This window comes from Bradyrhizobium sp. CB1015 (assembly GCF_025200925.1).
Classification (GTDB): Bacteria; Pseudomonadota; Alphaproteobacteria; order Rhizobiales; family Xanthobacteraceae; genus Bradyrhizobium.
Genome location: NZ_CP104174.1, coordinates 4,085,061 through 4,103,201, shown reverse-complemented (window position 1 = coordinate 4,103,201; position 18,141 = coordinate 4,085,061). Strand labels below are relative to the sequence as shown.

Below are 18,141 nucleotides of genomic sequence, written 5' to 3'. Positions count from 1 at the left end.
CAGACGATGAACAAGACCGTATTCGCCCCCTCCCTCGGCACATCCGAGCCGCTCAAGACCGGCTCGCCCGAGCTGGAAGCGCTGCTCAGCCAGATCGCCGAGGGTGCGAGCGCGCGAGAACGCGACCGCGTGCTGCCCTTCGAAATCATCGATCTCATCCGCCGCGCCCGTCTCGGCGCGCTGCGGCTGCCAGTGAGCGCCGGCGGCGCCGGCAGCACGATCCGCGATCTCTTCGCTTTCGTGATCCGCCTCGGCGAGGCCGACGCCAATGTCGCGCATATCCTCCGCAACCATTTCAGCGTGGTGGAACGGCTGGTGCGTACGCCCAAGGATGAGCAGAGCCGCGCGTGGCAGAAGGCGGTCGCGCAAGGCGCGACCATTGGGCTGGCCACCACCGAGCTCGAAAGCCCCCGCGTCGGCAATGTCACGCCGGGTACGACCTTCACGCCTGACGGAAACGGCGATTACCTCCTGAACGGGACCAAATATTACAGCACCGGCACGCTGTATTCGGACTACGTGCTCGTCCGCGCCGCCGATCCTGATGGCATCAGCGGCGCGACCATCGTCCCGATCAAGCGCGAGGGCATCGAGCTGGTCGACGACTGGGATGGGCTCGGACAGCGGCTCACCGCGACCGGCACGACGCATTTCCGCAACGTCAAGGTCAAGCGCCAGGAGATCGTGTTCGACACGCCCGACACCGGCTACGGCGTGCCTTACTCCAACACGTTCGCGCAGCTGTTCCTGACCGCGGTCGTTGCCGGTATCGCGCGCGCGACCTTGCGCGACGCGACCGCCCTGATCCATTCGCGCAAGCGAACCTTCTATTACGCGCCCACGGAAGTTCCGACCGATGATCCCCTGCTTCAGCAGACCGTCGGCCAGATCGCGAGCGGCGCGTTTGCGGCTGAAACGGTGGTGTTGGCGGCCGCCGAGGCGCTCGATGTCGCGACCGATGCCTTCGACGCGGGCGCATCGAACGCCGCGGAAGCCGCCCACACCGCCGCCCTGCTCTCGGCCAAAGCCAAGATCGTCGCGGACGATTTCGCCATCCGCGGCGGCAGCCTGCTGTTCGATGTCGGCGGCGCGTCGGCGACCAAGAAGGTCACCAATTTCGACCGGCACTGGCGCAATGCGCGCACGCTGTCGTCGCACAATCCGACCACCTACAAGGCGCGCTCGATCGGCCAGTACGAAATCAGCGGCACGCCGCTGCCGGCGAAAGGCTTCTTCTAGCCAAGACGGCGCCTTTGTTCGACGGTCCGACGCAAGGAGAGACAGACATGGGAAGGTCGGACATCCATCTCGTCACAGACAGCAATGAGATCGAGCACCAGTTCCGCGCCGTGATGCGCCGCCTCGCCGGTGGCGTCAGTATCATCACGGCCGGCCGCGACGACGACATCACGGGCATGACGGTCACGTCGCTGACCTCGCTGAGCGCGAGCCCGCCGCGCGTGCTGGTCAGCGTCAATCGGCAGGCGTCGTCTTTTGCCCCGATCGAGCGTCACAGGGTGTTCGGGGTCAACATTCTCGGATCCGACCAGCAGGAGCTCGCGAGCCGATTCAGCAATGGCAGGCTGAAGGGGGTCCAGCGCTATGAAGGCGTCGCCTGGATGGCTGGGCCGTCCGGCGTTCCCCTGCTTGGCAATTCACTGGCGAGGGTCGAATGCCAGGTGGAGGAGATCATCGAGCGATACTCGCATGGGATCATCGTCGGCAGCATCTTGAGCTTCGAACTGTCGCCCCAGCTGTCGGGGCTGGTATACTGGAACGGTCAATACATCGAGATAAAGCACGATTTCGATCTGGATTTGCTCGCCGAGATCAGCATCCCCCTGGCGCATGTCAGGTAGGAGCACTCCTGCGGCTTCTCGATCTCCGGCATAAACGAGGGCAGCATGAAACGCGAAATCCCGACATCGGACCTGGAGCCGACTGCCAAGCGGTGGCAGCTCGACCGGATCGTGGCCGAGCTACGCGTCTCCCGGGAGGAGACACACAGCATCCGCAGGGACGGCGAAGCACGCCAGGCCCCATCGCGCGAAGCGCTAGAGGCGGTCCTCGATGGCCTCACGGCAGCACTGTTTCCACGGCATTACGGTCGCTCCGAGCTCGACGGCGAGAATATCGACTATTTCGTCGGGAATACCCTCAGCGTCGCCCTGGACTCGTTGTGCGACCAGATCCATCGCGGCGCCCTCTTCATCGGCGACGAGCTCACCGCGGGCTTCCGCCGCGAGGACGCCGTCGAACTGACCCGGACATTCGGCTCGCGACTGCCGGTCGTGCGCGGGCTCCTCATCGATGACCTCCGGGCCGCCTTCGTCGGTGACCCCGCTGCGCGCAATTTTCCCGAGATCCTGATCGGCTATCCCGGGATGACGGCAATCATTCATCACCGCCTCGCCCATATCCTGCACGGGCTGGGCGCCCGGCTCATCGCTCGCCTGATCGCCGAGATCGCGCATACCCGCACCGGGATCGACATTCATCCCGGCGCGAGCATCGGCTCTGGCTTCTTCATCGACCACGGCACCGGCGTGGTGATCGGCGAGACCGCAATCATAGGCGACAACGTCCGCGTCTATCAGGCCGTCACGCTCGGCGCCCGTCACTTCCCGACCGACGACGATGGCAGCTTGATCAAGGGCGACGCCCGCCATCCGATCGTGGAAGACGACGTCGTCATCTATGCCGGCGCTACGATCTTGGGCCGGATCACCATCGGCCGCGGATCGACGATCGGCGGCAATGTCTGGCTGACCCACAGTGTGCCGCCGAACAGCATCGTGACGCAGGCCACGGTCCGCAATAAGCAAGGCTAGGGGCGCGGACTCACTAAGGCGCAGCCATAGCCTCAACGCGAGTTGAACGAAGGCAAGATAGTTTGCGGCGAGCCTGTGTAGCGCGTCGCCACGCGACGACGTTGTCTGATCCTGTTGAAGAACCGCTCGACTGGTTGCGAGCGCGCTAAAGATAGAGGCCGAAGCAGGTCAGTTCGCTGGAGCTTGGTCCGGATTGACCAGACGTGCTTCGGACGGAGCTTTGCGCCGCCGATCTTGCCATTGTTCCAAGGAACGTGCTTTGAGACGGCGGGGATGGTGCTTGGGGAAACGGTCATGTTGACCTCCTCAGCTAGTGAGGCTGGTCATTTTCAGCCCGGAGCCTTTCCAATACGGCGTCCGCTTCTAGAGGATTGGAGACGTACTTGCGTCCAATTCGAGGAATGGCAGGACCGATTTTGACCCAATGTATGGTCCGGCCGTGCGTTGCAAGTGGTTTTGCCGAACTGGCGGTAAGCGGTCTTGCATCAATGTATCCGGCCTTTGATTGGAGCATTTGCTCCGGGCCACCATGGATATCAGCGCGCGTGCGTTCTCGTTAGCGGACAGGCCTCGATTGGGCCATTTGGGTCACCAGTGTTCGCATGCGCCGGGAAGACCGAACCTCCATCTCGTCTCATCCTCTCGCAGACCTCGGCTGGAATGTGGGGCTACGTCATCGTTTGCTCCTCATATCGCTCAGTTCCTTTGTTCGAGCCAAGGGCCGTTCCTTCGTCCCGGCCCGCAGAACGTCGATCGCGTCGTGCGCAGGGGCGGTCAAGGCCAGCCGTCGCGCTTGGCTTGCGGCTGGCTCCGGCGTTGCCAGGCTGCGCCTTGACCGCGCCGAGCCCGGCGCGAGGGCCAAGCGGGTCGGACGCCTGCATCGTCGGTCCTCGTCAGCTCGAAGGTGCGTCCTTTGGCCAGCACCGCCCAGGCGATGCGGGCAAGCTTGTTGGCGAGCGCGATCGCGAGCACGTTGTGGTGCAACCGCCTTTTGGCGGCTTCGATCCAGGACTTGAGCCCGTAACGTTCCCAGTTCTTTATCCTGACCAGCACAACCCACGCCGCCTGCACGAACAGAACGCGCAGGTAGCGATTGCCGCGCCTCGAGATTTTGCCGAGGATCGTGCGGTCTCCCGTCGAGATCTGCTTGGGCACCAGTCCGAGCCAAGCGCCGAAGTCGCGGCCTTTGGAGAATACGTCTCCAGTGCCGATCGCGGCCACCATGGCGCTCGAAATGATCGGCCCGATGCCAGGCACCGTCATCAGGCGCGAGCATGCCTGATCTTGACGGGCCAGTGCTTCGATCTCGCCGGATAGGCCATCGATGCGCTGATCCAGCCGGCGCCAGTCGCCTGCCAACTCCTCGATGACACGCAACATGCGTGGCGACAGGGCATCGGTGCGGGTCGCAAGGATGGTGGGCAGTTCGGTGCGCAAGAAGCCGATACCCTGGCGCACGGCGATCCCGCGTTCCAGCATGAAGGCGCGAATCTGGTTGATGATGCCGGTGCGTTGCGACACCAGCCGCTCGCGCACCCGGTGCAGCGCCTGCAGATCCAGTTGCTCCGCGGTCTTGGTCGCGACGAACTTCATCGTCGGGCGCTGCACGGCTTCGGCAATCGCTTCGGCATCATTGAAGTCGTTCTTCTGCCCCTTGCTATAGGGGCGGACATATTTGGCCGGCATCAACCTGGCATCGTGACCAAGCGATGCGAGTTTGCGGCTCAGGTGATGTGCCCCGACGCAGGCTTCCATGCCGATCAGGCAAGGCGGTATATTTGCGAGCCGCTCTTCCACTTGGCCACGCGACCACTTTTGCCTCAGCAGGATGGCGCCGCGCGCATCGTGGCCCACGACGTGGAACGAGTTCTTGCCGATATCGATGCCGATCACGGCGATCGCGGTATTGGGTGTCTGTGACATGGCGTGCTCCTTGTCTTTGGCGCCCCTTGCCAGCTTCGCTTGCTGGCGGGGCAGGAGCACGGCCGGACCATCCCATTAGCAGAAGTCGCTGAACCAATCATTGCCCGCAATCGTCCATCGGCACTTCACGCGCTTGTGTCCCTAGCAAGTCGCCACCTTCATTGAATTACGCTCGTAATTTTATATTATGACCGTAATGGCATTGAGCTGGACCGCTCTTGGGCGGCGGCCGGGTGCCGCCAAACAGCTCCTGGCGAGGATTTCATGGACGACACGACCACTGCCTCATCACGACAAACCGCAGATGTCAGCTCGCTTGGGCTCGCAGCCGCTGCAGCAGCGGTTCGCAACGGCGACATCACCTCCGAGGCCTACACCGCGGCCCTTTTGCAGCGCGCCCGAGCGCTTGCCGAACTGAACGCCTTCATCACCATCGACGAGGCGGAGGTGCTGGCGGCCGCGAGGGCCGCAGACAAGTTGCGTGCGGCCGGATCGGCGGCCCCGCTCCTTGGCATGCCGCTTGGGGTGAAGGACAGTTATTTGACGAAAGGGCTACCCACTAGTCTGGGAATCGAAAGTCTGGCTCATTTTGTGCCGCGCGAAGATGCCGACGCTGTCCGGGCCATTAGGGAGGCGGGCGCGTTGATCTTCGGCAAGAACAATCTTGTCGAGATGTCTTACGGCTTGACCGGTCACAACGCGCGTTATGGTCAGGTGAAGAATCCGCACGCGCGGGATCACATGTCAGGGGGCTCCTCAAGCGGCTCCGCCGCATCCGTGGCTGCTGGACTCGTTCCCGCGTCCTTGGGCGGTGACACCGTGGGGTCCATCCGGGTGCCCGCATCGTTCTGTGGAGTTGTGGGCTTCAAGCCGACCACGGGGCGTTGGCCGCGCAACGGTGTTGCTCCGATCTCCCATACACTCGACACGACGGGCGTATTTGCCCGAAGCGTTGAGGACTGCATTCTGGTTGACGACGTCGTGACTGGCGAACAGGCTGCGGAGTCCCCAGAGGGCGACTACGGCTTGAAGGGAGCCCGGCTTGCCTTCGCCCCGCGACAGTTCCTGGATCTGGTTGACCCCGAAGTCGAGTCCCGATTCCGTGCGGTGGTGCGGCAACTGCAGGACGCCGGCGCCGAGGTGGTGGAAATTGACCTTGGCCACGACTTCAATTCCCTCGTCCAATCGGCTACATGGGGCATCTTCGCTCATGAGACGATGGGCGCGATTTCGGAGTTTCTTCGGCGCCACGCGCTTCCAACGACGTTTGAGGCCATTTACGAAAGCCTTAAGCCTCAGCTTCGGCAGGCGTGGGAGCACATCGTATTGCCAGGTGGTGCAGGTGCTACCTCCGCAGAGGCCTATCAGGTGGCGCTCAACGTGAGTCGGCCGGAAATTCAGCGTCGCCTCGACACGGCGTTCGTCGCTCATGGGGCGTTGGCCATTCTGCAACCGACCACGCCCTGCACGGCGCCTTCGATCGGGGAACAGGCGACCGTCCACATCGCGGGGCAGGACGTCAGCTACCTCGCTCTGGCGAACCACACCGTGTCGGCAAGCAGCGTGGGACTGCCCGGTATCAGCCTTCCTGTCGGCCTGTCTCGCGCCGGGCTGCCGATTGGGCTCGAACTGGATGGCCCCCTAAGAAGTGATCAGCGGCTTCTAAACCTTGCCCGCGGTATCGAAGGCATCTTGGGTGCCAAGTCCGGTTCAACCTAGTGTCGTGGTTGCTTCGCGGGGCGAAGGGGTCCTGCAGACAGCGACAAAAGATTAGAGGATCACCAGATGTCCAATGCACTGCACTCAACGCGTGCCATTCCGGTCGAGCACGTTACCATCCGCTCAACAAAGCCCTTCGAGGACGTTCGAGCCAAGCTCGCGGCCTTGGCGCCACGCATCGATGACGGGATATTCACTCTCTTGCGATACGGTGAAAGTGAGCGCGCGCTTCGAGAGTTGGAGGCATGTCCGCCGCTCACTATTTTCGGGCAGCGTGACCACGGCGCGCTCCTAGCTGTTGCTGGGCTGACACGCCGATCCATCCAGTTTGATATCGGAAATCCGCTCACCGCATCCAAGATGACCCGCCATCGATTGTCGGCGGGGCTCTATGCACCCATTCGCGTCCTTCTGCGCGAGGAAGAAGATGGCGGTGTCGCGTTTGAATATGATCGGCCGGCATCCCTGTTCAGTCAGTTTGGCAGCGAACATGTGAATGCAGTTGCCCAGCAACTTGATCGCGACCTCCAGGCCCTATTGGAAGCGGCCGCAGCTTAACGGATATTGATGGAGTGGAGAGAAGATGCGTTTCGAGAAAGGACACAAGGCAGCGACGCGACGACACATCATCGATGTAGCCTCGAAGTGCATACGCCAGGACGGTATCTCCGCCGCCGGGATCGCCGGGATCATGGGCGAGGCCGGTCTGACCAAAGGCGCATTCTCTCCGCACTTCGAGTCTAAAGACGCACTCGTTCGCGAGGCGCTGGCGAGCGCGCTCAGCGACCAACAACATCGCCTCGATGAGGATCGGCGGACGGGCCTAGCCCTTGAGGGCGCGATCCGGAGATACCTCAACCGCGCTCACCTCGAAGACCCGGCGAACGGGTGCCCTTCGGCGGCGTTGCTCCCGGAAGTCGCCCGCCAGCCCCTGTCCACTCGGCAGGACTACGAGAAAGCGCTGCGAAGCTACGTTTCGTCACTGGCTGCACTACTCCCGGGTGCCGACTCTGCAGCGAGCCGCCGTCGCGCGACCGCCATCTTCGGTCTCATGGTGGGCACCCTCCAGTTCGCGCGGGCCGTCCCCGACACCATCCAGGCAGAGCAGATCCTGGAAGGCGGCGTTGAGGCCGCGCTGCAGTTGGCGAGAGTTTGATCTTGCTAAGTTAGGAACGATGCAGCGGTGCGGGAAGATTTGTCACACCGCCGGAACGAGCCAACACTCCGGACGCCCACTAGCTGACCGCCGGCAATGTCTCGTTCTGGCCCATCTCGACATATTGCGCCGCCGCATGACCTCAGCCGCTATAGGGGCGAAGCGGACACTGCGTTCGTCGCATCACGCCCCTGCGTTTATGGGTCCGCCCTAGCCAGCCGGCGCCTTCCAGCGCATCAGGCGACGCTCCAGCGCCTCCAGGATTGCGTTGAAGGTGAGACCGATCACGGTGATGCCGAGGATCCCGAAATACATCTGCGGGATCAGGAAGCTGTATTGGCTGTTGATGATGAGATAGCCGAGCCCCGACTTCGCGCCGACCATCTCGGACGCGACCAGCACCAGCATCGCGGAGGCGCTCGCCAGGCGGATGCCGACGAAGATCGTCGGCAGCGAAGCCGGCAGGATCACTTTCCGGAACAGCTGGCTCGGCGTTGCGCCCATCGTCCGTGCCGACTTGACCAGAAGCGGATCGACCTGGCGGACCGCAGCGATCGTGTTCAGCAGTAGCGGCCAGGCGCAGCTGTAGACCACCATGGTGACCTTCGAGAGCTCGCCGATCCCGAGCAGCAGGATGAAAACCGGCAACAGCGCCAGCGGCGCCGTGTTGCGCGCGATCTCGATGACCTGACTCAGGAGATTGCCCAACCCGACATACCATCCCGTCAACACACCCAACGGCACGAACAGGGCAATGGCGATCAGGAAACCACTCAGGGCACGAAGCAGGCTTGCCCCGACGTGGTCGTAGAGCTCCCCACTCTGTGCAAGCTGCCAGCCCGCGGCGATCACCTCGGAGAACGGCGGCAGGAAGGTCACATCGATGAGACCGAGGCGCGGCGCCGTTTCCCAGAGGGCCAGGAACAGCAGCAACAGCAGGGACCGCTGTCCGATGAGGCCGAGCCATCGCACCAGGCCACCCGTCGCCGCGGCAACTACGCCGGCGCGCTGCCTGGCCCGGTCTTTCGGGCTGCCCTCGGCCAGTTCCATCAACGTCAGGATCTCTAGATTAGACATGAGCGAGCTCCTTCGCCTTGACGATCCGCTCGCCGTCCGATGCCGCGGCCGGGAAGCCTTGCGCCTTCAAGACCTCATCGCGCAGCAAGGACCACACTTCGTGCCTGACATGCCCGAACCCGGGCAGTGAACGGACATCCTCGGTCTCGCTGTGCAGCTCGTCGGGAATATCGATGACTTGCTTGATGCGACCCGGACGCGAGGTCATCACCGCCACGCGCTGACCAAGGACCACGGCTTCGTCGATGCCGTGCGTGATGAACAGGATGGTCTTTCCCGTGCGGCGCCAGATCCGCAACAGCTCGCCCTGCAGTGTCTCCCGCGTCTGCGCATCGAGCGCCGCAAACGGCTCGTCCATCAGCAGCACCTCCGGATCGTAGGCAAGGCTGCGGGCGATCGCGACGCGCTGCTTCATGCCGCCGGAGAGCTCGTGCGGATAGCGGTCGGCAAAGCCGGACAGACCGACGAGATCGAGATAGTGCAGCGCCCCCGCCCGCCGCTCCCTGGCCTTCAGGCCGGCAATGTCGAGCCCGAACTCGATATTTTGCGCAGCCGTGCGCCAAGGAAACAGCGCATATTGCTGGAACACGATGCCGCGGTCCCGCGCCGGACCCTCGATGACCTTGCCATCGAGCAGGATGCGACCGCTGCTCGGCGCGGTGAGACCGCCGAGCAGATCCAGCAGGGTCGACTTGCCGCAGCCGCTCGGCCCGACCAGCGCCAGGAATTCGCCGGTCCGAACATCCAGCGTGATGTCGTCGAGCGCGGTGAAGCGCTGCGCCGGCCCGCCATCCTTGCCGCGGACCAGGAAGTCCTTGCGCACGTGCTCGAAGCGGATCTTGGCCGTCGTCATTTGGCCTCCGCGGTCTTGCCGGGGCGGAAATAGTTGAACGCGTTGGTGTAGAGATCCGACGGCTTGAGCTGGTCCTGCTTCAGCAGGCCATCCCTGACCAGCCAGTCGATCCAGACCTGGAGCTCGGCATCGCCGATCACGCCGCCCTTGGTCGCGACGCCCGTGCTCCTCCAGTACTTGATCGGGGTGGCGTCCTCGTTGCGCTTGCGCTCAGCGATGACGCGCTCGAAGCGGGCACGGACCTCCTCCGGCGGTGTTGTCTGAGCCCAGTCGATGGCACGAGACACGCCCTCGATCAGCTTGCGGGACGTGTTCGGATTGTCCTTGATGAACTTGTCCCGCAGCACATAGGCCCCTCCGGTAAAGTTCCCGAAGACGTCCGTATCCGCAAACAGCCGCCGAATGCCGCCGCGCTCGAGTGCCTTGTCACGCAGGACGCCGCCGAGCGTGCTAAGCTCGACCTGCCCCTGCCGCAGCGCCTGCTCACCGGTGACCGGCGGGATCGCAACCAGCGTCACCTGCTTCGCCTCCGCCGGCGTCAGGCCGTTGCGAGCCAGGTACTCGCGCAGCACGAATTCATGGTGCGCTCCCAGCGTATTGACCGCGACCTTCTTGCCGATCAGGTCCCGCGCGGTCCTGATCGGACTATCCTCCTTCACGTAGTAGCCGCTGTAGGTGTTGTCGTCCGATCCGTAATAGCCGACCACGGCCTTGATCGGCGCCTTGGCGGCGATCAGCTTGATGATCGCTCCGTAGAACGCACCGCCGATGTCGATATCGCCGGTGACGACGGTCTGGATGTCCTGCGGTCCGCTGATGGTGTTACCGACCCATTTAAGCTTGAGCGGCGCGAGATAGCCGAGGTCGTCAGCCAGCTCGATGAAGGTCACCTGCCCGGCCCAACCCTGATAGCGGATCTCGTTCTTCTCGAACTGCGGGTCGGCCATGGCGCTCCCGACCAGGCCTGCCAGCGCAACGCTGGCAAGGCCGATTTGCCGGACCCTTGCCCGTGCACGCAAGCCGGCCACCAACCGGCGCAAGGCAGAAGCGACGATCTTCATTGTATTCACTCCCTTGCTTGTTTCAGGCAGCTTTTGCTTGCGGCTTGGTCGACTTGATCCGGGTGACGCTCTGGCGCCCGTCAATGCTGACCGGCACCTCGCCGTCGATAGTCGCGCGCCGCACGACGCGGTGCTGATCGCCGTAGTCGTTCACGGCGTAGTGCTGGGTCGCGCGGTTGTCCCAGACGACGACATCCCCCTGCCGCCAGCTCCAGCGAACCGTATTTTCCGGCGCCGTGATGTGCGACTGGAACAGGTCGAACAGCTTCTGGCCGTCGTATTTCGACAGTCCGACGAAGCGCTGGACGAAATTTCCGAGCACCAGCGTGCGCTCGCCGGTCTCGGGATGGACGCGGACGACGGGATGCTCGGTCTCGTAGACAGTCGCCGTGAAGACCTCCTCGAATTGCTTCCGGTCGGCTTCGCTCGCGCGGGTCTTGACCGCATAGTCATAGGCATTGCTGTGCACCGCCCAGAGCTCGTCGGCGAGCTTTCGCAACGGAGCAGGCAGGTCGAGATAGGCGGCAGCCGTGTTCGACCAGATCGTGTCGCCGCCGAACTCGGGGATCACGACGCCGCGCAGAACCGAGATCTTCGGATAAGCGTCGACGAACGTGACGTCAGTGTGCCACTGGTCGGCCCGCCCGCCTCCGCGCGCGGAGTCGAGCTCGAGGATCGAGGCCGTGCCCTTGGTGGCGCCGACCGTCGGATGCGGCACCAGCTTGCCGAGCCGATAGGCAAAACGCTCCTGCTCGGTGTCGTCGAGATGATCCTGGTCACGAAAGAAGATGACCTTGTGCTCGAGCAGCACCTGGTTGATCGCCGAAATCGTCCGATCCGGAAGATCGCCGGAGAGCTTGATGTTCCTGATCTCCGCGCCAATACGCGCCGAGCGCTTGACGATATCCGCGCGCGGAATGACGTTGTCGATGGTGATTCCGTCAGTCATGTCATCTTCCCCGATACCGCGATCCATTTGGACAAGGCTCCGCCGTGCGCCGATCGCTGCTGCGATGACGGAGTGAAGGACAGTGATGGTGCGATCGATCCTGTTGCGAGATTGCCGTCCGCTCCGACGGCAATCCCGTCTGGCAGGACCTTTCCGTGGAGGCTGCGTCAATGCAGCCTCTTGTTCAGTCACACGATGCTAGCTCAAGGACTTCGGAAATAGCTTCCAAAGTTTGACGCGGTTGAGAAACGGACGCATCCGCGGTCATGGCGTCTCCAGTGGCAACTTATGCTTTTGCTCTATTCCGCAGCGATGATGTTGGGCGAACGCCAGACGGCCGACGCATAGAGCGAGGGCTCGAAGTCGTCGGCGATCGGCCCGTTGATCCGAGCCTCATGTGCCGGAAGGTCGTCAAGGAACAGATCCCTGCTGATCCGCGCGACGACGCCCGGAATATCGCGCTTGAAGCTCGGCACATCCCCAATCGGCAGGCCGAAGCTGACGAACGCTGCGGGATTGAACACGTGGATGTTCCGCAAGTAAGGCGCGCGGCCGGGCTCCTTCTCCAGGAATTCGTGGCCCGCACCGAGGTAGGGATGTGCGCCAAGGGTTTCGTCCTGCTCATCCGCATTCGGCGTATAGCGGTCGCGCCACAGCAGGATCTCGTCCGCGAAGCCGGCGAGCTCGGCGCGCTTTGCGAGATCGACCTGATAGCCCGTACCGGCGATGACGAAATCGAATGCGATGTCGCCTTGCGGCGTGGTTGCAAGCAGCCGCCGCCCGAACGGCTTGGCTGAGATCCACGGCGCCCCCAGATGGAGGTGGAAGTTGGGGAACTTGACAGCGCGCGCGATCGCATCGGGCGGCGGCGTCGACCCCGCGCGACGGAAGCGGATGGCCTGATGCCAGCGGACCGCGTCCGGGAGCGCCCCATAATTGTCATATGCCCCCGGATATCCGCGCGTCCTGATCACGGGCTCCGAGGCAATCTTGCCGCGGCGTGCGAACAGGTGCACCTCCCTCGCCCCAGCTTCGAGCGCAACCGCCGCTGCATCGAACGCGGAGGCCGCGCTGCCCAGCACCGCGACCGATTTGTCGCGCAGCTTGCCGAAATCGATCGCTTCCAATGTATGCGCGTAAAGCTCCTTTGGCAGATTGCGCGAGAGCGCGTCGGGGATGGACGGACCGCCGTTGCCGGGGAAGCCGCTGGCGAGAATGATCTTGCGAGCGGTTTCGGTTCTTGCCTCGCCGGCGACGTCGAGATGAAGCCGCAAATGATCCGCCACCGGCTCGATACGGACTAGCTTCGTCCGATAGCGCACCTCGATGCCGAGCGTCTTGCGGTACCAGTCGAGATAGGCCGCCCAATCGATGCGGGAAATACGATCGATCGCTTCATATGCGGCCGCGCCATTCCGCGCTTCATACCAGCCCTGAAAGCTCAATCCGGGCAAGCCAAGCTCGGGTCCGGGCAGGCTTTTCGGCGTCCGCAGCTTGTGCATGCGCGCGCTGCTGAGCCAAGGGCCGGACGACGCCGCGTCGCGCGCTGCATCGATCACCGTGACCCTGCCGATGCCGGCACGGCGCAGTGCAAAGGCGAAAGCGCTTCCGGATTGCCCGCCGCCGATGATTGCGACGTTGTGGTCGACCCCGTGACGATCAGGAACCCAGTTCTGCGGGTCGGGACCAATCAGACGCAAGGTGTCGCGCGCTGCGGCGTCGATATCGGACTGAAACATGTTGCACCCGGATTTCTCTGCATCAGATGCGACCAAATCGTAGAAGCCAGCGACATTCAGTCAATGAAATGGAATGGGTTTTGTTTTGCGGCACGAACAACGAACCCACCGCGGGGTCACGGCGCGTTGAAAGATTTGCTTCGACTGCGCGAAGTGAGCCAGGACGGGCGACGGGACACCCGATCGCCACGCCGGCTTCAGTTGAGATTATCGGTTCGCGACATCATCTCCTCAACGCGCTCCCGCCGTTAGATTCATGCTTGCGTGGCACCGAACAACGCAAATCCATTTCATCGACTTTTCTCATTCCGACAACATAGAGTTCTTCTCGATCAAGCCGCCTCGGCGGCGCGTTGGAGATTTTGGAAAGCACGATGTCGACCGCCGGCGTCATCAGCCTCGAACGGGACACGCCCGAGCTTGCACGCAGCTACGAGCAGGCTGGCATCCTCCAGTTTCACCATGGCAAATTCCTCATCGGACCGCTGGCTTTGAAGTCCGGGGATCACGTGCTCGATATCGGCGCCGGCACCGGCCGCCTGACCGAATTCGTCGCGGGACTCGTCGGTCCGGCCGGCCGCGTGATCGGCATCGATCCGCTTGAGAACCGGATCGCCATCGCGCGCCTGCGCGCCTCGGAGACACTGACCTTCGATGTCGGCCGTGCCGAAGACCTTTCGCGCTTTGGACCTGCGCAATTCGATGCCGTCTACCTCAACAGCGTCTTCCACTGGATCGCCGACAAGCGGCAGGCGCTGCGCGAGATCGAGCGGGTTCTCAAGCCGGGCGGCCGGATCGGCCTGAATGCGCAGGATCCGACCAAACCTCACGAGTCACGCACCCTGCTCCGCCAGGCCATTGAGCAGGCCGGGTTCAGCGAGAGAAGCGGCGAGTCAAACCGCGTGCTCGGAGCCACCGACACGGAGCTCAGGGCGCTGTTCGCCGAGACCGGCTTCGCCGAATACCGGAGCGACCTGCGCTCGCTCGTCGATCTCCACGGTGACGTTAATTCGGTGCTCGGATGGTCCGAAGCCAGCGCATTCGGCAACTTTCTTGGCAGCTTTACATCGACCGAACGGGCAGCGATCGACGCGGCCTTTGCCGCGCTGGTCGAGACGAGGCGCACGCCGGAGGGTCTGCGTCTCGAACGATATCTGCGTTTCGCTTTCGCGCGCAAGCCGGGATCGCGAGCCGCCCCTTCCATCTCGTAGCCGCCGGCCTCCTCCCCGGCCATCGCATCTGGACATCGAACCATGAGCAACCCACGGCAGCTTGTTCTCAATCTCTTCATCTATCCCGGCGGCCATCACGAAGCTGCCTGGCGCTACAAGGGGTCGTCGGCAGAGCGCATTCTCGACATCACCTATTATCAGGAGCTGGCGCAGCGCGCCGAGGCCAGCAAGTTCGATGCGATCTTCTTTGCCGACGGGCCGGCGCTGGCCGACAACGTCCGCTACGCCCAGCGTTTTCGCTTCGAGCCGATCACCTGGCTGGCGGCGATCGCCGCAGTGACGAAGCGCATTGGCCTGATCGCGACGGCATCGACCACCTATACCGAGCCCTACAATCTCGCGCGCATGTTCGCCTCGCTCGACCACCTGAGCAAGGGCCGCGCCGGCTGGAATATCGTGACGACCAGCGCCCCACAGGCCGCGCAGAACTTTGGATTGCCCGAGCACCCGCCCCACCACGAGCGCTACGAGCGCGCCCGCGAATATCTCGACGTGATCTCGCGGCTCTGGGACAGCTGGGAGGACGACGCGCTCGTCAACGATCCTGCCTCGGGCATCTTCGCCGATACCAGCAAGATCCATACGCTCGACCATGTCGGCAAGCATTTTCGCGTTCGCGGCCCGCTGAACATCTCGCGCACGCCGCAGGGCCGGCCGGTCTATGTGCAGGCCGGCTCCTCCGACGACGGCCGCGCTTTCGCCGCGCGCTTTGCGGAAGCCATCTTCACCGCGCACCAGACGCTGGACTCCGCCAAGTCCTTCTATGCGGACATCAAGCGGCAGGCCCGCACCTTCGATCGCGGCCCCGACGAGATCAAGATCCTGCCCGGCATCAGCCCCTTCATCGGCAGCACGCAAGCCGAGGCGGACCGCCTCCAGGACGAGTTCAATGAGCTGATCCAGCCGGAATATTCCCTGACGCAGCTGCGCCACATGATCGGAATCGATCTCACAGGCTACGATCTCGACGGTCCCGTGCCGCGCCATCTGATCGACACCGCCAGTGCGCGTGGCGTCGCCAGCCGCTTCAAGCTGGTGGTCGACATCGTCGACCGCGAGAAACCGACGATCCGCCAACTGGTCCAGCGCCTCGCTGGCGCGCGCGGCCATTGGGTCATCGCCGGCACGCCGGAAAAGATCGCCGACAACATCCAGGCCTGGTTCGAGGGCGGTGCGGCCGATGGTTTCAACGTGATGCCGCCCTGGCTGCCGGGCGGCTTCGATGTCTTTGCCGAGCAGGTCGTCCCGATCCTGCGCAAGCGCGGCTTGTTCCGCGAGGACTATACCGGCACGACGCTGCGCGAGCATTACGGCCTCGCCCGCCCTGCCAGCATCTACTCCAACCAGGTCAAGGCGATCGCCTGACACCGCTCCCCCTCCAAACTGGAAACCGTAAGAAGACATGAAGACCGCATTGTTCCTACTCTCCGGCCTTTTGGCTCTCTCCCCGCTCGCCGCCGGAAACTCGCTGGCGCAGCAGCCCTCGAAGCCCGAGTTGCGGGTCGGTTTCGTGCCAGGTCCGTACATCGACGAGTTCAAGATCGGCGTCGAGCCCGAGCTCAAGAAAAAGAGCTACAAGATCCGCTATGTCGAGTTCTCGACCGGCCTTGAAGCCAACAACGCAGTGTTCAAGTCCGAGATCGATGCCAATGTGATGCAGCACACGGTCTTCCTCGAGTCCTACAACGAGCGCCAGAAGACCGATCTTGTCGGCATCGTCCACGTTCCGACGCCCCCGATGGGCCTCTATTCGAAGAAGCACCCGCTTGGCACGTCAATCAAGCCGGGCTCCAGCGTCGCGGTGCCGAACGATCCCGTCAACCTCCAGCGCGCGCTGTGGGTGCTGCGCGATCTCGGCCTGATCGAGATTCGCGACAGCAAGCCGGTCGATGTCACCGAGCTCGATGTCATCAAGAATCCAGGCGGCATCAAGATCGTGCCGCTCGAGGCCGCGCAGGCGCCGCGGGCGCTCGACGATGTCGACTTCGCCGCTGTCCAGGGCAATTTTGCAATCTTCAGCGGTCTGAAGCTGACCAATGCTTTTGCGCTGGAGAAGATGACCACGCCCTACATCAACGTGCTCGCAGTGAAGAAGGCCAACGCCAATGCCGAATGGGCCCAAGACATCGTCGCCGCTTACAAATCGCCGACGTTCAAGACGGCGATCCTGGCTGACCGCTTCTATGACGGGTTCACCCTGCCCGACTACATGAAGTGAGGGGATCGCAGAACAGCAGTGAGACGGGGCGTCAGCATGTTCGAGTTCACACTGGAATGGACGGGCCTTCGTTCGCCCGCCGAGCGGGCGGCCGACGCGCGAGCGGTGACCGATCGCATCGGCTGGCATCAGGCATTGATCCTCCCGCTGGTGCTGCTGATCGCGTTCCTGTTCGTGCTTGGCCTGATGACGAGATCGCACCTGCATGAGCGCGCCGACCGCAGCCTTCTGTATGCATCGTTCGGCAGCACGGGCCTGCCCATGCTGCTGCTGGCGCCGGACTCCTGCCGTAGACCTGTGAACGCCGGCTCCACCCCGCGTCTGCAGCACGCCGACGTGCTCGCGCTACTCGCGAACGAATGATCTGACGCCTCCGCACTCCCCACACCGCATGAAAAATGTTCCTTGCGAAACGGCACCATGGAATTTTGTGCTCGAACAGATGACACTCTCAGTACGATCCAACCAAACTGAACGTGGCCAACGGCTGGCGATGTTCAACATGTTACCGCTCGTGTTAGCTTTGTCGTGTTCTCGCCCTACGATGTTGTCCGGAGTGAACATGAGCTATGTCATATCGCTGCATTCAAGCTTCACCAGCTGGTTCGAGCAGGCATGCGAATGGTTCCGGCGCTCACTGCGGCCGCAGACGGGCGGCCCGAACGATGACCGCAGCGGCCGCCAGGACGATCTTTACGAAATCTTCCTGTTCGGGCCTCACGGCTGACAACCCCGCCCAAGCGCCGGCCCCCAGCTTCCACTGACACAAAGGTAATCAGACAATGTCCGACGCTGCGCTGCAGCTCGCCGAGACTGGCCGCCGCCTCGACGCGATCGACCGCAAGATCCTGACGGTGCTTCAGGAGGACGCCTCACTCTCGGTGGCCGAAATCGGCGACCGGGTCGGCCTGTCCTCCACGCCCTGCTGGAAGCGCATCCAGCGCCTGGAGGCCGACGGCGTAATCATGAAGCGCGTTGCGTTGGTCGACCAGAACAAGATCGGCCTCGGCCTTTCGGTGTTCGTCTCGGTGGAAAGCTCCGATCATTCCGACGCCTGGCTGAAGCGCTTCGCCGCGGCGGTCAGCGCCATGCCCGAGGTGATGGAATTCTACCGGATGGCCGGCGACGTCGACTACATGCTACGCGTCGTCATTCCGGACATGTCTAGCTACGACGTGTTCTACAAGAAGCTGATTCATGCCGTTCCGCTAAAGAACGTCACCTCGCGTTTCGCGATGGAGAAGATCAAGTCGATCACGGCGCTGCCGGTGCCGGCCGTGACTGTGGAGTAATTTCGACAAGCGGTGAGACTGTATCACGCGAGAAACTCCCCATAGCGCACCAAAGCACCCTCAACCGAGATGCTATAACTCCTCTCGCTTC

The 18,141-nt window shown here is 63.1% G+C and carries 17 protein-coding genes and 1 pseudogene; 12 read left to right on the top strand and 6 right to left on the bottom strand.

From position 1 onward, the window contains the following. Nucleotides 1-6 precede the first annotated feature (6 nt). From N2604_RS18745 to epsC, 3 genes are read left to right on the top strand one after another with little or no spacing between them, the layout of a single operon-like run. Nucleotides 7-1,239, top strand: a complete 1,233-nt coding sequence (locus tag N2604_RS18745) for an acyl-CoA dehydrogenase family protein (protein ID WP_260376080.1) — start codon at nt 7-9, stop codon at nt 1,237-1,239. A gap of 47 nt (nt 1,240-1,286) precedes the next feature. After that, the gene (locus tag N2604_RS18740) at nt 1,287-1,859 is read left to right on the top strand and encodes a flavin reductase family protein (protein ID WP_260376079.1); all 573 of its coding nucleotides are present in this window, start codon (nt 1,287-1,289) and stop codon (nt 1,857-1,859) included. A 45-nt stretch (nt 1,860-1,904) separates the two neighbouring features. After that, nucleotides 1,905-2,831 (top strand): serine O-acetyltransferase EpsC, encoded by a 927-nt coding sequence (gene epsC / locus N2604_RS18735; protein WP_260376078.1) that lies wholly within the window; start codon nt 1,905-1,907, stop codon nt 2,829-2,831. Nucleotides 2,832-3,692: 861 nt separating this feature from the next. Here the strand turns inward: epsC and N2604_RS18730 are convergent. Continuing rightward, nucleotides 3,693-4,754: pseudogene (locus tag N2604_RS18730) on the bottom strand (IS110 family transposase); the annotation flags it as partial. Between the two features lie 264 nt (nt 4,755-5,018). Between N2604_RS18730 and N2604_RS18725 the strand changes: the two are divergent. From N2604_RS18725 to N2604_RS18715, 3 genes are all read left to right on the top strand, one after another. Continuing rightward, on the top strand, nt 5,019-6,473 hold the full coding sequence (locus N2604_RS18725) for an amidase family protein (RefSeq protein ID WP_260376077.1): 1,455 nt from the start codon (nt 5,019-5,021) through the stop codon (nt 6,471-6,473). Nucleotides 6,474-6,539: 66 nt separating this feature from the next. After that, nucleotides 6,540-7,031, top strand: coding sequence for a DUF302 domain-containing protein (locus N2604_RS18720; protein ID WP_260376076.1), 492 nt, complete (start codon nt 6,540-6,542; stop codon nt 7,029-7,031). A 25-nt stretch (nt 7,032-7,056) separates the two neighbouring features. Further along, a complete protein-coding gene (locus tag N2604_RS18715) occupies nt 7,057-7,629 on the top strand; it encodes a TetR/AcrR family transcriptional regulator (RefSeq protein WP_225114680.1) in 573 nt (190 codons plus the stop codon). 210 nt (nt 7,630-7,839) lie between these two features. Here the strand turns inward: N2604_RS18715 and N2604_RS18710 are convergent, their stop codons facing one another. The 5 genes from N2604_RS18710 to N2604_RS18690 all read right to left on the bottom strand — a co-directional run bounded on the left by N2604_RS18710 (nt 7,840) and on the right by N2604_RS18690 (nt 13,308). Then, on the bottom strand, nt 7,840-8,706 hold the full coding sequence (locus N2604_RS18710; RefSeq protein WP_260376075.1) for an ABC transporter permease: 867 nt from the start codon (nt 8,704-8,706) through the stop codon (nt 7,840-7,842). Beyond that, nucleotides 8,699-9,559, bottom strand: coding sequence for an ABC transporter ATP-binding protein (locus N2604_RS18705; protein ID WP_260376074.1), 861 nt, complete (start codon nt 9,557-9,559; stop codon nt 8,699-8,701). Before N2604_RS18705 ends, N2604_RS18710 begins: the two co-directional genes overlap by 8 nt. After that, nucleotides 9,556-10,620: an ABC transporter substrate-binding protein gene (locus tag N2604_RS18700; protein WP_260376073.1), complete on the bottom strand. Its 1,065-nt coding sequence runs from the start codon at nt 10,618-10,620 to the stop codon at nt 9,556-9,558. The genes N2604_RS18705 and N2604_RS18700 overlap by 4 nt, the downstream gene beginning before the upstream one ends. A gap of 22 nt (nt 10,621-10,642) precedes the next feature. After that, complete coding sequence (locus N2604_RS18695; protein ID WP_260376072.1) at nt 10,643-11,569, bottom strand: TauD/TfdA family dioxygenase; 927 nt, start codon at nt 11,567-11,569, stop codon at nt 10,643-10,645. 299 nt (nt 11,570-11,868) lie between these two features. Next, on the bottom strand, nt 11,869-13,308 hold the full coding sequence (locus N2604_RS18690) for an FAD-dependent oxidoreductase (RefSeq protein WP_260376071.1): 1,440 nt from the start codon (nt 13,306-13,308) through the stop codon (nt 11,869-11,871). Nucleotides 13,309-13,682: 374 nt separating this feature from the next. Between N2604_RS18690 and N2604_RS18685 the strand changes: the two genes are divergently transcribed. The 6 genes from N2604_RS18685 (at nt 13,683) to N2604_RS18660 (ending at nt 18,050) form a co-directional block, all read left to right on the top strand. Further along, nucleotides 13,683-14,519, top strand: a complete 837-nt coding sequence (locus tag N2604_RS18685) for a class I SAM-dependent methyltransferase (protein ID WP_260376070.1) — start codon at nt 13,683-13,685, stop codon at nt 14,517-14,519. Nucleotides 14,520-14,561: 42 nt separating this feature from the next. After that, the gene (locus N2604_RS18680; RefSeq protein ID WP_260376069.1) at nt 14,562-15,905 is read left to right on the top strand and encodes an LLM class flavin-dependent oxidoreductase; all 1,344 of its coding nucleotides are present in this window, start codon (nt 14,562-14,564) and stop codon (nt 15,903-15,905) included. A gap of 37 nt (nt 15,906-15,942) precedes the next feature. Beyond that, a complete protein-coding gene (locus tag N2604_RS18675; RefSeq protein ID WP_260376068.1) occupies nt 15,943-16,758 on the top strand; it encodes a MetQ/NlpA family ABC transporter substrate-binding protein in 816 nt (271 codons plus the stop codon). 36 nt (nt 16,759-16,794) lie between these two features. Next, nucleotides 16,795-17,121, top strand: coding sequence for a hypothetical protein (locus N2604_RS18670; protein ID WP_260376067.1), 327 nt, complete (start codon nt 16,795-16,797; stop codon nt 17,119-17,121). A 199-nt stretch (nt 17,122-17,320) separates the two neighbouring features. Next, a complete protein-coding gene (locus N2604_RS18665; protein WP_260376066.1) occupies nt 17,321-17,485 on the top strand; it encodes a hypothetical protein in 165 nt (54 codons plus the stop codon). A 55-nt stretch (nt 17,486-17,540) separates the two neighbouring features. Continuing rightward, nucleotides 17,541-18,050: an Lrp/AsnC family transcriptional regulator gene (locus N2604_RS18660; protein ID WP_260376065.1), complete on the top strand. Its 510-nt coding sequence runs from the start codon at nt 17,541-17,543 to the stop codon at nt 18,048-18,050. Nucleotides 18,051-18,141: the final 91 nt, after the last annotated feature.